The 13167-nt window shown below is 33.9% G+C and carries 14 protein-coding genes and 1 tRNA gene; 7 read left to right on the top strand and 8 right to left on the bottom strand.

The window, feature by feature from the left end:
* Nucleotides 1-6: 6 nt before the first annotated feature.
* Nucleotides 7-91: transfer RNA gene (locus tag ICJ85_RS08625), tRNA-Leu, on the top strand.
* Between the two features lie 214 nt (nucleotides 92-305).
* Here the strand turns inward: ICJ85_RS08625 and ICJ85_RS08620 are convergent.
* Nucleotides 306-2948, bottom strand: a complete 2643-nt coding sequence (locus tag ICJ85_RS08620; RefSeq protein WP_188223390.1) for a glycoside hydrolase family 3 N-terminal domain-containing protein — start codon at nucleotides 2946-2948, stop codon at nucleotides 306-308.
* A 338-nt stretch (nucleotides 2949-3286) separates the two neighbouring features.
* Between ICJ85_RS08620 and ICJ85_RS08615 the strand changes: the two genes are divergently transcribed.
* From ICJ85_RS08615 to ICJ85_RS08595, 5 genes are read left to right on the top strand one after another with little or no spacing between them, the layout of a single operon-like run.
* On the top strand, nucleotides 3287-4186 hold the full coding sequence (locus ICJ85_RS08615) for a MerR family transcriptional regulator (RefSeq protein ID WP_188223389.1): 900 nt from the start codon (nucleotides 3287-3289) through the stop codon (nucleotides 4184-4186).
* Nucleotides 4187-4231: 45 nt separating this feature from the next.
* A complete protein-coding gene (locus ICJ85_RS08610) occupies nucleotides 4232-5698 on the top strand; it encodes a phytoene desaturase family protein (RefSeq protein ID WP_188223388.1) in 1467 nt (488 codons plus the stop codon).
* Complete coding sequence (locus tag ICJ85_RS08605; RefSeq protein WP_188223387.1) at nucleotides 5695-6534, top strand: phytoene/squalene synthase family protein; 840 nt, start codon at nucleotides 5695-5697, stop codon at nucleotides 6532-6534. Before ICJ85_RS08610 ends, ICJ85_RS08605 begins: the two co-directional genes overlap by 4 nt.
* 9 nt (nucleotides 6535-6543) lie before the next feature.
* Nucleotides 6544-6993 carry a sterol desaturase family protein gene (locus ICJ85_RS08600; protein ID WP_188223386.1) on the top strand — a complete coding sequence of 150 codons (450 nt, stop codon included), beginning with the start codon at nucleotides 6544-6546 and terminating at the stop codon, nucleotides 6991-6993.
* A gap of 3 nt (nucleotides 6994-6996) precedes the next feature.
* Nucleotides 6997-7683 carry a lycopene cyclase domain-containing protein gene (locus ICJ85_RS08595; RefSeq protein WP_188223385.1) on the top strand — a complete coding sequence of 229 codons (687 nt, stop codon included), beginning with the start codon at nucleotides 6997-6999 and terminating at the stop codon, nucleotides 7681-7683.
* On the opposite strand, the gene ICJ85_RS08590 is transcribed toward ICJ85_RS08595, so the two are convergent.
* The 7 genes from ICJ85_RS08590 to ICJ85_RS08560 form a co-directional block, all read right to left on the bottom strand.
* The gene (locus ICJ85_RS08590) at nucleotides 7680-8648 is read right to left on the bottom strand and encodes a D-2-hydroxyacid dehydrogenase (protein ID WP_188223384.1); all 969 of its coding nucleotides are present in this window, start codon (nucleotides 8646-8648) and stop codon (nucleotides 7680-7682) included. The genes ICJ85_RS08595 and ICJ85_RS08590 overlap by 4 nt on opposite strands.
* Nucleotides 8641-9216 (bottom strand): TlpA family protein disulfide reductase, encoded by a 576-nt coding sequence (locus ICJ85_RS08585; RefSeq protein ID WP_188223383.1) that lies wholly within the window; start codon nucleotides 9214-9216, stop codon nucleotides 8641-8643. The genes ICJ85_RS08590 and ICJ85_RS08585 overlap by 8 nt, the downstream gene beginning before the upstream one ends.
* Before the next feature lie 95 nt (nucleotides 9217-9311).
* Complete coding sequence (locus ICJ85_RS08580) at nucleotides 9312-9743, bottom strand: DUF5606 family protein (RefSeq protein ID WP_188223382.1); 432 nt, start codon at nucleotides 9741-9743, stop codon at nucleotides 9312-9314.
* 54 nt (nucleotides 9744-9797) lie between these two features.
* Nucleotides 9798-10388: a peptide deformylase gene (def, locus tag ICJ85_RS08575; protein WP_188223381.1), complete on the bottom strand. Its 591-nt coding sequence runs from the start codon at nucleotides 10386-10388 to the stop codon at nucleotides 9798-9800.
* Between the two features lie 119 nt (nucleotides 10389-10507).
* Nucleotides 10508-11110, bottom strand: a complete 603-nt coding sequence (locus tag ICJ85_RS08570) for a T9SS type A sorting domain-containing protein (protein WP_188223380.1) — start codon at nucleotides 11108-11110, stop codon at nucleotides 10508-10510.
* Between the two features lie 64 nt (nucleotides 11111-11174).
* Entirely contained in the window at nucleotides 11175-11585 is a 411-nt protein-coding gene (gene ruvX, locus ICJ85_RS08565; RefSeq protein ID WP_188223379.1) for a Holliday junction resolvase RuvX, read from the bottom strand.
* Nucleotides 11586-11731: 146 nt separating this feature from the next.
* Nucleotides 11732-12016: a hypothetical protein gene (locus ICJ85_RS08560; protein WP_188223378.1), complete on the bottom strand. Its 285-nt coding sequence runs from the start codon at nucleotides 12014-12016 to the stop codon at nucleotides 11732-11734.
* Nucleotides 12017-12348: 332 nt separating this feature from the next.
* Here ICJ85_RS08560 and ICJ85_RS08555 point away from each other — a divergent pair, with 332 nt between their 5' ends.
* Nucleotides 12349-13164 carry a 2,3,4,5-tetrahydropyridine-2,6-dicarboxylate N-succinyltransferase gene (locus ICJ85_RS08555; protein ID WP_188223377.1) on the top strand — a complete coding sequence of 272 codons (816 nt, stop codon included), beginning with the start codon at nucleotides 12349-12351 and terminating at the stop codon, nucleotides 13162-13164.
* Nucleotides 13165-13167 lie beyond the last annotated feature (3 nt).

Below are 13167 nucleotides of genomic sequence, written 5' to 3'. Positions count from 1 at the left end.
GTTTTAGCGCACGTGGCGGAATTGGTAGACGCGCCAGCTTGAGGGGCTGGTATTCGCTTAGAATGTGGAAGTTCGAGTCTTCTCGTGCGCACTATTAAAATAAACAAAACCCTTATTCTATAACACATTCAAGTTTTAACATTTAGAATTCCCAAAAAATTACCCTTAAAAATTGATTTCCCTAGCATTTAGCTCTCAACTCATACCTTTTCTGTTATTTTTTTGGTTTCCGATAACTTAGAACAAAAAAGAAGGGCTAACCTGCTTTGGTTAGCCCTTCTTTTTAAACTTTTAACTATGCCTGGTTATTCCACAACCCTAAACTTCGCCTTTAGTACATCTTTAGAATTTCCCCCAACCATAACTTCAAAATCGCCAGGTTCTACTACATGTTTCATATCACGATTCCATATAGCAAGTTCATCAGGTGTTAATTCAAATTCAATGTGTTTTGTTTCCCCCTTTTTAATGAATACACGCTCAAAACCTTTTAATGTTTTATGTGGCGTTGTCACACTACTGTACACATCATTAATATAAAGTTGAACCACTTCATCTCCATCATAATCCCCAGTGTTTTCAACATCTACAGATACTTTAACCTTACCGTTCACTGCTATTTCATTTGAGCTTAATTCCAAATTTGAATACTTGAAAGTCGTATAACTCAACCCATAACCAAATGTATACAACGGATTTTCACTTTCGCTAACATATCTATGAATGGCAGATGGTTTTTGGTTGTAATAAATAGGTAACTGACCTACAGATTTAGGAAATGAAATTGGTAATCGTCCTCCCGGATTATAATCTCCAAACAACACATCGGCTACAGCTTGCCCTCCTGCTTCTCCCGGAAACCAAGCCTCTAGAATAGCTGGTACATTTTCGTTTATCCAATTAATAGAAAGTGGACGACCGTTTACAAGCACACATACCACCGGTGTTCCTGTTTTTTGAATGGCTTCAATCAACTCTTGTTGCATCCCATGCAAATCTAAAGTAGCCACATCACGATTTTCCTCTACTAATTCTCGTGATTCACCTAAAACTACAACAGCTACATCCGCCTGTTTTGCGATATCAATAGCTGGTTGTAAGTTTATCTTTTCTAAATTCCAACGTAAGTGAGCTCTGGCTCCCCAGCCTCCTTCCCACATTTCTATGCGAACTTTATACTTTTTACCTGCTTCAATATTTTTTGGAGTTGTGACAATACTCGTAGCTCCTTTTGTCCAATTATCAATAACAAGCTGATCATCAATCCACATTCTAATACCATCATCAGAACTTAAGCCAATCCATCCATCAAAAGAAGTATCGGACTGAATGTACCCTGTCCAACGAATTGAAAAATCATCATCATTAACTCCTTCTCCCGGGTTCCAAGGCCAATCGAATTGTAACTGACTATCTATACGGGTTAAAGCAGGCTCACCTTCCACTTTTCTATTATTAAAATATTCACCCTTTAGGCCGTTTTGTTTTCCGTCTGGAGTAAATAAATATTTCGATGGAACTATTTGCCCTTTAACAATTAGCGGTACGCCTTCCTCATAAAGCACTTTAGTATTTTCTCCTGCCACCGATGTGATACCTTCAAGTACCGTTGTTGCAACTTTATTTTTTACTGAATATCCTCCCAATCGAGACGCATCTGCATTAGGCCCGATAACGGCAATCGTTTTTAAATCTTTACTTAGTGGTAATAATTTGTCTTGGTTTTTAAGTAAACTGATTGATTTTCTACCGGCTTCCAAAGCTATTTCTTGATTTTCCTTTGAATGAAAACGAGCTTCAATTAAACCTTTTTCAGTATAGGGATTTTCAAATAAACCTAATGTAAATTTAAGTCTCAAAACACCACCTGCTGCTCGGTTAATGTCTTCCATTGATAGTTTTCCTTCGTTTACTAATTCAATAATAGTTTCTTGCCAAAATTCATTTGAAAAATCATAGAACTGCATATCTACTCCTGCCGAAACCGCCTGACGAATACTTTCTTTTGGAGAATCTGCAACATAATGGGTGGTTTGAATATATTTTATAGCACCTAAATCGGAGACCACGATACCTTTAAAATTCCATTCCTTTCTTAAAACATCCGTCAATAACCAATGATTAGCCGCACAAGGAATTCCGTCCAACTCGGAATAAGCACACATAGCACCCAATGCGCCTCCCAGCTTATACACTTTTTCAAATGCAGGCAAGAAATCTTCTCTGGCAGTGCGCTCACCAACAATAACCGGTGATGAATTTCCTCCAGCCTGAGGATAACTATGTACTGCAAAATGTTTTGGTTCCGCAATAATGGAACGATCTGAAGCAAGCGTATCGCCCTGAATACCATTTACCATAGCTAGACCAAGCTCTCCTGCCAAATAGGTATCTTCACCAAACGTTTCTGCTACACGTCCCCATCGTGGTTCTCGACCTATACCTAATACAGGGCCCAATCCAAAATGTACGCCATGCGCACGAGCTTCACTACCAATAACTCCGCCTACTTTTTTCATAAGTTCGGTATCCCAGGTCGCCCCAAGCCCAATATTCATAGGAAATGCTGTACTGCCTTCATCTAAATATCCATGAAGCATTTCACACATAATTAATGCAGGGATCCCCCAGCGATTATTTTTTATAACATTTTTTTGAAGGTCATTGATCATCTTAGCCGAACGAGGATAAATATCATGAATAGCCCCAACACCCAAATCACCTATTTTGTCATTTGTTTTCGATTTAGAAAAATCTTCACCTTCTTTAAAAAACTCTCCTTTGTACATATCCATTTGGCGCACCTTTTCTTCTAAACTCATACGACCTAATAGATCTTTAAGACGATCTTCTACCGACAGGCTTGAATTTTGATACGGATAATTTTGAGCAAACCCCATAAAGGACACGCTAAAAACAACGACAAATGCTATTTTTATCTTTTTCATTTATTTAAATAATTTTATTTCTTAATACTACCTATACCCCAAAAATTGTAACTACTATAATTAATCTACCATAAAAAGTACATTATTTAGACTCTATAAATTACTAAAAGCTAAATTTTTGTAAATTTATTAGTTCTAAAAAGTTATTTAGACGGATGACATAAAAACAAATATGAAGGTTAAAAAACCGTAAATTTCCAATTTTATTTCCATACACATTTAAGAATAACAATGCATTACAGCTTTATTTTTTTCCTGCTTACGTTTAATTAAAATCTCATTAGTTATAGATTTTTAATACTTATTACGTATTTTTGTTTAGCTAAATTCAATAAAAAATGAACAAGATTCGTGTAAATTTCAGTATTAAAGATCTTGAAAACCTCTCTGGGATTAAAGCTCATACTATTAGAATATGGGAAAAACGCTACAATCTGTTAGCACCTAATCGCACCGACACCAACATTAGAACCTACAATACAGCCAGTCTGCAAAAACTTTTAAACATCACTTATTTAAACAATAATGGTTTTAAAATTTCTAAAATTGCAGATTTAAGCGAAAATGAAATTCCTCAAAAAGTAAAAGAGATTATTTCAAAACAAAACAAAGATAGTTTTGCCATAAATGCCTTTAAAATGGCCATGATTAATTTCGATCAGAATCTGTTTGATCGAACCTACAAAGACCTAACAAAGGAAAAATCCTTCTCTGAAATATTTTACTCCGTATTTCTTCCTCTGCTTAGCGAAATTGGTTTATTATGGCAGACTAATACAATAACCCCGGTACACGAACATTTTATCTCTGTGTTAATTAAACAAAAATTATTACTTAGTATTGAAAAATTAGGCGACTTACAAGATTTTAACGACTCACGAACGTTTGTCCTTTTCTTGCCGGATAATGAAATTCATGATATAGGTCTACTCTTCATTAATTACCTATTAAAGAGTAAGGGTTATCATACCATTTTTTTAGGGCCTAGTGTCCCAACCGCTAATCTATACGAGCTATATGAATTTTTCGACAACATCACTTTTATATCTTATTTCACTATTTTTCCTGAAGATGACCAAATAGAAGCCTACATAAAAGATTTCAACGAATTGCTATTAATCGACAACAAATCTTATCTTTATTTACTTGGTAATAAAACCATTAATCTAAAACCTTCTCTATTACCCGAAAAGGTTCAGGTTTTTGAAAGTATTGAAAATTTAGTTAAAGAAATGTGATAGAAAGTTATTTTGTTTAACTTTTTACTATATTTGTTAAACAAGATGAAAAAAACAATTACAATTTTAGGTTCCGGATTCTCTTCTTTAGCTGCATCATGTTATCTAGCTAAAGCAGGTTACGATGTAACAATATTTGAAAAAAACGCCACTATTGGAGGTCGCGCCCGGCAATTAAAAAAGGATGGGTTCACCTTCGACATAGGTCCTACTTGGTATTGGATGCCAGATGTGTTTGAGCGTTTTTTTAACGATTTCAATAAAAAACCATCAGACTATTACTGTCTTGAGAAACTCAACCCTGCCTATAGTGTTTACTTTGGAAAGAATGATTGTATTACCATTGAAGATACTTTAGACAAAATATGTAAAGCTTTTGAAAAAGAAGAACCAGGAAGTTCCGTTAAACTCAAATCTTTTATAGCTAATGCAAAAAGCAACTACGATATTGCCATAAAAGATTTGGTTTACAACCCTGGCGTTTCTCCTCTGGAATTGGTTACGCCAGCAACCATAAAAAAACTCAATCAGTTTTTTAGTAACATTAAAAAGGATGTAAACAAAGCGTTTGAAAACAAGCGTCTTTCACAAATTTTAGAATTTCCAGTTTTGTTTCTGGGTGCAAAACCTAGTGACACGCCTTCATTTTACAATTTTATGAATTATGCCGATTTTGGACTTGGAACATTTCATCCCCAAAAAGGTATGTATCAGGTAATTTTAGCTCTAAAAAGTCTAGCTGAAGAGTTGGGGGTTTCCATTAAAACACAAAACCCGGTTGAAAAAATTATCGTAAATAATGGAAAAGCTAAAGGTATTATTTCAAACGGAAAAACATATGATTCTGATATTATTGTGAGTGGTGCCGATTACCATCACACTGAAACGCTGTTAGCCCTCCCTTACAAACAATATTCAGAAAATTACTGGAGCAAAAAGACTTTCGCTCCTTCTTCCTTATTATTCTACGTGGGTTTCGATAAAGAGATTAAAAATGTTGATCATCATACCTTATTTTTTGATGTAGATTTTGATGAACATGCCAAGGCCATTTACGACAATCCTGAATGGCCTGAAAAACCATTATTCTACGCAAGTTTCCCAAGTAAAACAGATTCAAGCACCGCTCCTAAAGGTAAAGAAGCTGGTATATTTTTAATTCCACTTGCGCCAGGACTAAACGATACACCTGAACTTAGAGAAACATATTTTGATAAGATTTTAAATCGCTTAGAAGATTTAACCTCACAATCTATAAAAGAACACATTTTATTTAAGGAGAGCTTTTGCATCAACGATTTTATAAGCGATTACAACTCCTATAAGGGCAATGCTTATGGTATGGCAAATACTTTAATGCAAACCGCCTTTTTAAGACCTAAATTAAAAAGTAAAAAAGTAGACAATTTATATTTCACCGGACAGTTAACGGTTCCTGGCCCTGGTGTTCCGCCTTCTTTGATTTCAGGAAAATTAGTAGCCGATTTAGTAATTAAACACCATAATTTATGAAAGCATTATTCGACACGGTATCCTACAACTGTAGCAAAATAGTCACTAAAAATTACAGTACCTCGTTTTCGCTTGCAACAAAAATGCTATACAAATCGATTAGAGCGGATATATATAATATTTATGGTTTTGTAAGATTTGCAGATGAAATTGTCGATTCGTTTCACGATTACGATAAGGAAACCTTATTCAACAAATTTTATGACGATTTAAATGAAGCCATAGAAAATCGAATTAGTTTGAACCCTATTTTAAATGCTTTTCAGCACACCTATCATAAATACAATATTGAGAAAAGTATGGTTGATGCCTTTATGAAAAGTATGCGTTTAGATTTAAATAAAAGTGATTACAACACAGTTGAAGAATATCAAAATTACATATACGGCTCTGCCGATGTAGTCGGTTTAATGTGTTTAAAAGTGTTTGTTAAAGGTGATCAAGATAAATTTAATGAGCTAAAATCGTCGGCCATGGCCTTAGGGTCAGCCTTTCAAAAGGTTAATTTCTTAAGAGATTTAAAAGCTGATATGGAAGGATTACAACGAAGCTATTTTCCTAACATCAACCTTGATGAATTAGATGAAACATCTAAACAGCACATTATTGAAGACATAGAATATGATTTTGAACGAGGCTTACAAGGCATAAAAAAACTACCTATAGAAGCCAAATTTGGAGTTTTTATGGCATATCGTTATTACAGTCAATTACTTAAAAAATTGCAAAAAACTCCTGCACTCCAGATTAAAAACTCGAGAATACGTGTTTCTAACCCCAAAAAAATTGAACTTTTAATGCGTAGCTATGTCAAGTATCAATTAAATTTAATGTAATTTTAAACTATGCAAATATTGTACTGGATACTTATATTTTTAACAACCTTTTGTATCATGGAATTTATGGCATGGTTTACCCATAAATACATTATGCACGGGTTTTTATGGCGTTTGCACAAAGACCATCATAAAAAAGACCATGACAGCTGGTTTGAGCGAAATGATGCATTCTTTATTTTTTATGCTGTGATAAGTATAGGCTTCTTTTTACTATGGAAATACACTAGTTTTTGGCCCGGTTTACCTATTGGCTTAGGCATTTTTGCCTACGGTTTTTGTTACTTTATGGTACATGATATTTTTATCCATCAGCGATTTAAAATATTCAGAAACGCCAACAATTGGTATGCTCGAGGCATCAGACGCGCGCACAAAATGCATCATAAACATTTAGGAAAAGATGATGGAGAATGCTTTGGGATGTTATTTGTTCCGTTTAAATATTTTAAGCAATAACACATGCCCTATCTATATTTATTGCTAAACTTAGGATCGCTTTCAGTTCCATTTTTATTTAGTTTTCACCCCAAATTAAAATTCTATAATCACTGGAAAGGTTTAGCCCTTGGAATTCTAAGTGGGATGCTTATTTTCATTCCATGGGATGTGTTTTTTACCATAAAGCAATTCTGGGGATTTAACCCAACCTATTACTTAGATAAAACCATATTTAGACTGCCTATTGAAGAATGGTTGTTTTTTATATGTATTCCATACGCCTGTGTGTTTACGCACTACGCTTTATTATACTATTTCCCGAATTTAAAATTGAAGAAACGAACCACAAAGCTGATTAGTTATCTACTAATTTTAGTGTTTTTTATAATCACTATTTATAATTTTGATAAGTGGTACACTCTCGTCAATTTTGGTCTGGCAACCCTTCTAACAGCTATTGTTATCACTAAATCACCAAATATTTTACAAAGCTATTTACTTACTTTTTTAGTAATGTTAATTCCTTTCTTTATTGTAAACGGTATATTAACCGGAAGTTTTATTCCGAATGAAGTGGTATGGTATAACGATAATGAAAACTTAGGGATTCGTATGTTCACCATTCCTGTTGAAGATAGTGTTTACGCCTTCTCTTTAATACTTCTGAATTTATACGTGATTAAATTGGTTGAAAAACCGAAAAGCTAATTAACCACATTAACAGACTTTCCGTTTAGAAAAGATTCTAAATTATTTACAGCTGTAGCCATCAATCTTGTTCTTGCGGCTTTGGTCGCCCATGCAATATGCGGTGTAATAATACAATTTTTAGCTTTTAACAAGGGATTATCTGCAGAAATAGGCTCTTTAGAAACCACATCTACTGCCGCTCCGGAAATTTTACCGGAATTCAAAGCCTCAGCTAAATCCGCTTCAATTACCAAGCCTCCTCGTGAGGTATTAATTAACATCACACCGTCTTTCATTTTATTAATGTTCGTATTATTAATCATACCCTCGGTTTCTTCAAACAACGGACAATGCAAACTTATAACATCAGACTTCGCCAACAATTCATCTAACTCCACAAATTTTAAGGTTTCAGATTCAAACTCTGGTTTTGGTGTTCGGCTGTAGGCCAGAATATTTAATCCAAATGCTTGTGCCATTTTAGCTGTCGCCTGCCCTATTCTACCAAAACCAATAATTCCCATAGTTTTCCCTTCCAATTCAATTAAGGGTGAATTCCAAAAACAAAAATCAACCGACTTTGTCCATTCTCCGGACTGAACGGCTTGATTATGCGCACCTATATGATGACATAATTCTAGCAATAAGGCCATAGTAAACTGTGCCACGGCTGTTGTTCCGTAAGATGGAATATTGGTTACCGTGATTCCTAATGCCTTAGCTGCAACAACATCAACCACATTATAACCTGTAGCCAAAACACCTATGTATTTTATGTTTGATGCTCGTTTCAAAACTTCGGCAGGTAATGGTGTTTTGTTTGTAAAAACAATTTCAGCATCGCCAATCGCTTCAATTATGGTGTTTGAATCAAACCCTGTTCGATCATATACTTTTAAATCACCAAATTGCTCAATCCCTGCCCAACTTAAATCTCCCGGATTTAACGTATATCCATCTAAAACAACTATTTTCTTACTCATTTCCTGATGCCTTTAATAAATTATCAATTGTCATTCTTACTTTATCGCTATTCCAGTTAGCGCTTCTGCTTTCATCTATAATAATTTGTCCGGATTGATTAATTAAAAAGGTTCTAGGAATAGTGGTTACATCAAAATATTCTGGATATTGTGTAGCGGGTTGATACACTTTAAACGTATAATTATTATCATTTAAGAAGGTATTAATCTCAGTAAAATCATCGCTGGTAACAAACAGAAATTCGACTTTATCTTTATAATCATTATACAATTTTTGCATGCTTGGCATTTCGGCAATACACGGCGGGCACCAGGTTGCCCAGAAATTAACCAAAATCACTTTACCTTTGGCCGATTGAAAATTATAAGTTTCCTGATTCTCATCTTTTAACAACCAATTATAATCTGTTATCTTCTTTAAATCATCTGATGATTCTAAAGAAGGACCAAATAACGCGATGCCCTTTTGTAGAAACACCTGAATAGGCTTACGTGTTTGTGGAATAATTAAAAGTCCGATTACAATAAAAAATAATATGTTTTTGAATTTTGATTTAGAAATAGCCATCAGATTATAGAATAAATTGAGAATTGTAAAACTAAAAAATTAGACATAAAAAAACCTCCAAAATTGGAGGTTTTAAATATCATTACAGCGAATTTTTATTTTTCTTCTTCAGAAACTGTTTCTTCTTCAGCTTCAGCAGTTAAACCTTCTAAAAGACCATGCTTTTGTAATAAGTTGTACCACTGAATTACTTTTTTAATATCGCTTGCATACACGCGATCTTCATCATAATTTGGTAAAACTTCAAAGAAATACTCCTCTAATTTATCCTTACTATCTTTTGGAGAAACAGAAGCTTGCTCACCGTTTTCTTTTGTTTTAATATTTTCAAAAACCTGTCTTAAAGGCACTTCTTCTTCTAGTGTATAGATAGCGATTTCGCTTAATACACTAACGTTTTGCTGAATACCTACAGATATACGCTTGTTATCTACTAATGATTCTGCAACAAAACCAGCACGTGTTTGAGCTACTAAATTGTATAAACCCGGTTTTCCTGCTATTGAAAGTACTTTATCTAAACTCATAACTTATTTTTTGAAAGTCGCAAATATCAACTGTTTATTGATGTCTTGCAAATATTATCGTTTCTTTTTTTGGGCTGGAAAACGCATTCTGTAATCCACATTTATTTTCCCTTTTGAGATGTTTGCCAAACGTCCTTTTATTAAACGCTTTTTTAGAGCCGATAATTTATCGGTAAACAATACGCCTTCAATATGATCATATTCATGTTGAATAACACGTGCCACTAAACCGTCGAAAACTTCTGTTTTTTCTTCGAAGTTTTCATCTAAATACTCAATAGTAATTTTAGGTTTTCTAAATACATCTTCACGAACATCAGGAATACTTAAACACCCTTCATTAAACGCCCACTCTTCACCTTCTTCTTCTATAATCGTTGCGTTAATAAAAACTCGTTTAAACCCTTTTAGAGTTTCCTGCTCTTCTTTAGTTAAATCTTCATCTTCTGCAAAAGGCGTTGCATCGATAACAAATAAACGTATTGGCAAGCCGATTTGTGGCGCTGCTAACCCTACGCCGTAGGCATTGTACATGGTTTCAAACATATTATCGATTAACACATTTAAATCCGGGTAATTTTGATCTATATCTTCTCCTACTTTTTTCAAAACAGGATCGCCATAAGCTACAATAGGTAATATCATTTTTGTTATCTGTTATTATTTGCTGCAAAAATACAATTCTAAAAAATAAAACCTGTTAAAGAATTCCATAAAAAAACTCCCTAAAGATTAGGGAGTTTAAAGAGTAATGAAATTTTTATTTATTTTGAAATCACAATTTTTCGGGTTATCGTCCCGTAATCGGCTCCAATTTTCACCATATATAATCCGTTTACCAGACTACTAATATTAATTGATTTTGAAGCAGACTCTTCAATATTATCAATTAAAACCAATTTGCCTGTAATATTATAAACTTCAATTTTAGCTGAAGTAGTAAAACCAAACGCAAGTTCAATTTCATTTCCTTTAACTACTGGGCTTGGGTAAATTTTTAAATCTTTTCCCATTAACTCGAAGGCTTCCACAGGAAGTGTTCCATCTGAATAAGAACAATTTGAATCAAAACCTGTTGTTACCTCAAACCCCTGACCAGATAATGCATCACCTGTTGTCAACGTATAGGAAGCAATGGTATTACCACATGCATCAGTATCCAACGAAAAAGTAGACGCATTTGTCGTTACGTTATCTGTAACCGTAATAGATGCAGGCATAGAACTACAGTCTGTAGCTGCATTAGGGTAATAAAAAACGATTACCGTTCCGTTTTGAATAGCCCCACCTGATTCAGGACATGGCTGAGCAAACATTTGATTTGCCCCAAACAAGGCGATTAAGAATAAAAAGTAAATTTGTTTCATAAATAAATGGTTTAGTGTTAGTATAATAAATTTAAACATTTTACATTAAACCATAACTCCTTCATCATTTAGAATACAAATAGCTCTGTAGGATTAGTGTCGCACTTATTTCATCAATAAGTGCTTTATTTTTTCGTTGATTCTTTTTTAACCCACTATCTATCATGGTTTGGAAAGCCATTTTAGACGTGAAACGTTCATCAACTCTGTAAATTGGTATATTTGGAAACTGTTTTTTTAACTTTTCTAAAAATGGCACGATTAACACTTCACTCTCAGAAGCCGTATTATTCATTTGTTTAGGCTCCCCTACAACAAATAATTCTACATCTTCTTTACTGATATACTCCTTTAAAAATGATAGTAATTCCTTGGTATTAACGGTTGTTAATCCTGAAGCAATGATTTGTAACTCATCGGTAACAGCTATACCTGTGCGTTTCATTCCATAATCGATTGCTAAAATTCGGGCCATAATAAGTGTTTAAGCAAAAATAGTATTTTATAGATAGATATTGTAAGAATTAGTTTTTATTTCTTCTAAAAAAAGCAGCCACTTGTACAAGTGGCTGCTTCTAACTTAATCTCAAAATATCAACACTCAAAATTTGAGCCCTATCTTTATGCTTTTTCAGCTTTATTAATTTTTGGAAATAATAAACTTAAATTATCTACATTTCTAGTTTTGTTGAAATACTTTCTAATATCACTTGTAGATTTTGCAACTGCCTCTTTTAATTCTGAAGCTTCAATAAATACCGCCTTACTTTCATTAGTATTATCTTCAGAAGAAGAAACAAATACTTTATCTTCATTTGTTACGTTTGAAGTTTCATTAGTGTTTTGAGCACCAACAAAAGAAACTGAAAATAAAAAAACGATTAGTATGTAGATATTTGTTTTCATCTTGATTTGGGTATTAATTACACTCCAAAGATATATTGACACTAAAGCCTTTACACAAAAAAATAGTTGTAAAACGTCGTATTTTCGATTATTAGAAGAGCCACATATTTTCATCGATAAACAGATAAAAAGCCTGTTTTTTTAGACCAAAAACACGCAAAATGCATTTAATCGATAATTGTTTTTTATTCAACAGACAAAACGCTAAAAAATAGAATGAAAAACCTCCGATAAACAACATCAATTTTTACTTGTTATGAATCGATTTTAATTATGATTCATTCCTCTTTTTTAAGCTTTACATATTATATTTGTGCAAAATTTTATTAAGAATGACAGAATTAAGAGAAATTATTGAACAAGCTTGGGACAACAGAGAGCTATTAAAAGATGAAAACACAACATCTGCTATTAGAAAAGTTGTTGACTTAATAGATAAAGGAGAATTAAGAGTTGCTGAACCTATTGAAAACGGTTGGCAAGTAAACGAATGGGTAAAGAAAGCCGTAGTGTTATACTTCCCTATTCAAAAAATGGAAACTATTGAATGTGGTCCATTAGAATTCCACGATAAAATTCCTTTAAAAACAGGATATGCTGAAAAAGGTATTCGTGTAGTTCCTCATGCTGTTGCAAGACACGGTGCTTACATTTCTCCTGGTACTATTTTAATGCCGAGTTATGTTAATATTGGTGCTTACGTAGACGAAGGTACTATGGTAGACACCTGGGCAACTGTTGGTAGCTGTGCTCAAATTGGTAAAAACGTGCACCTATCTGGTGGTGTAGGTATTGGTGGTGTATTAGAGCCATTACAAGCTGCTCCGGTAATTATTGAAGATAACGTGTTCGTTGGTTCTCGTTGTATCGTTGTGGAAGGTGTACACGTAGAGAAAGAAGCGGTGTTAGGTGCTAACGTTGTATTAACAATGAGTACTAAAATTATAGATGTTACTGGTGACCAACCAGTTGAAATGAAAGGTCGCGTTCCTGCACGTTCAGTTGTTATTCCAGGTAGCTACACTAAAAAGTTTGCTGCTGGCGAGTACCAAGTACCATGTGCTTTAATCATTGGAAAACGTAAAGAAAGCACAGATAAGAAAACGTCTTTAAACGATGCACTTCGTGATAACGATGTAGCAGTTTAAAAA

The sequence above is a fragment of the Aestuariibaculum marinum genome (assembly GCF_014596975.1).
In the GTDB taxonomy this organism is placed as follows: Bacteria; Bacteroidota; Bacteroidia; order Flavobacteriales; family Flavobacteriaceae; genus Aestuariibaculum; species Aestuariibaculum marinum.
This window is presented reverse-complemented; position numbering and strand designations above follow the sequence as displayed.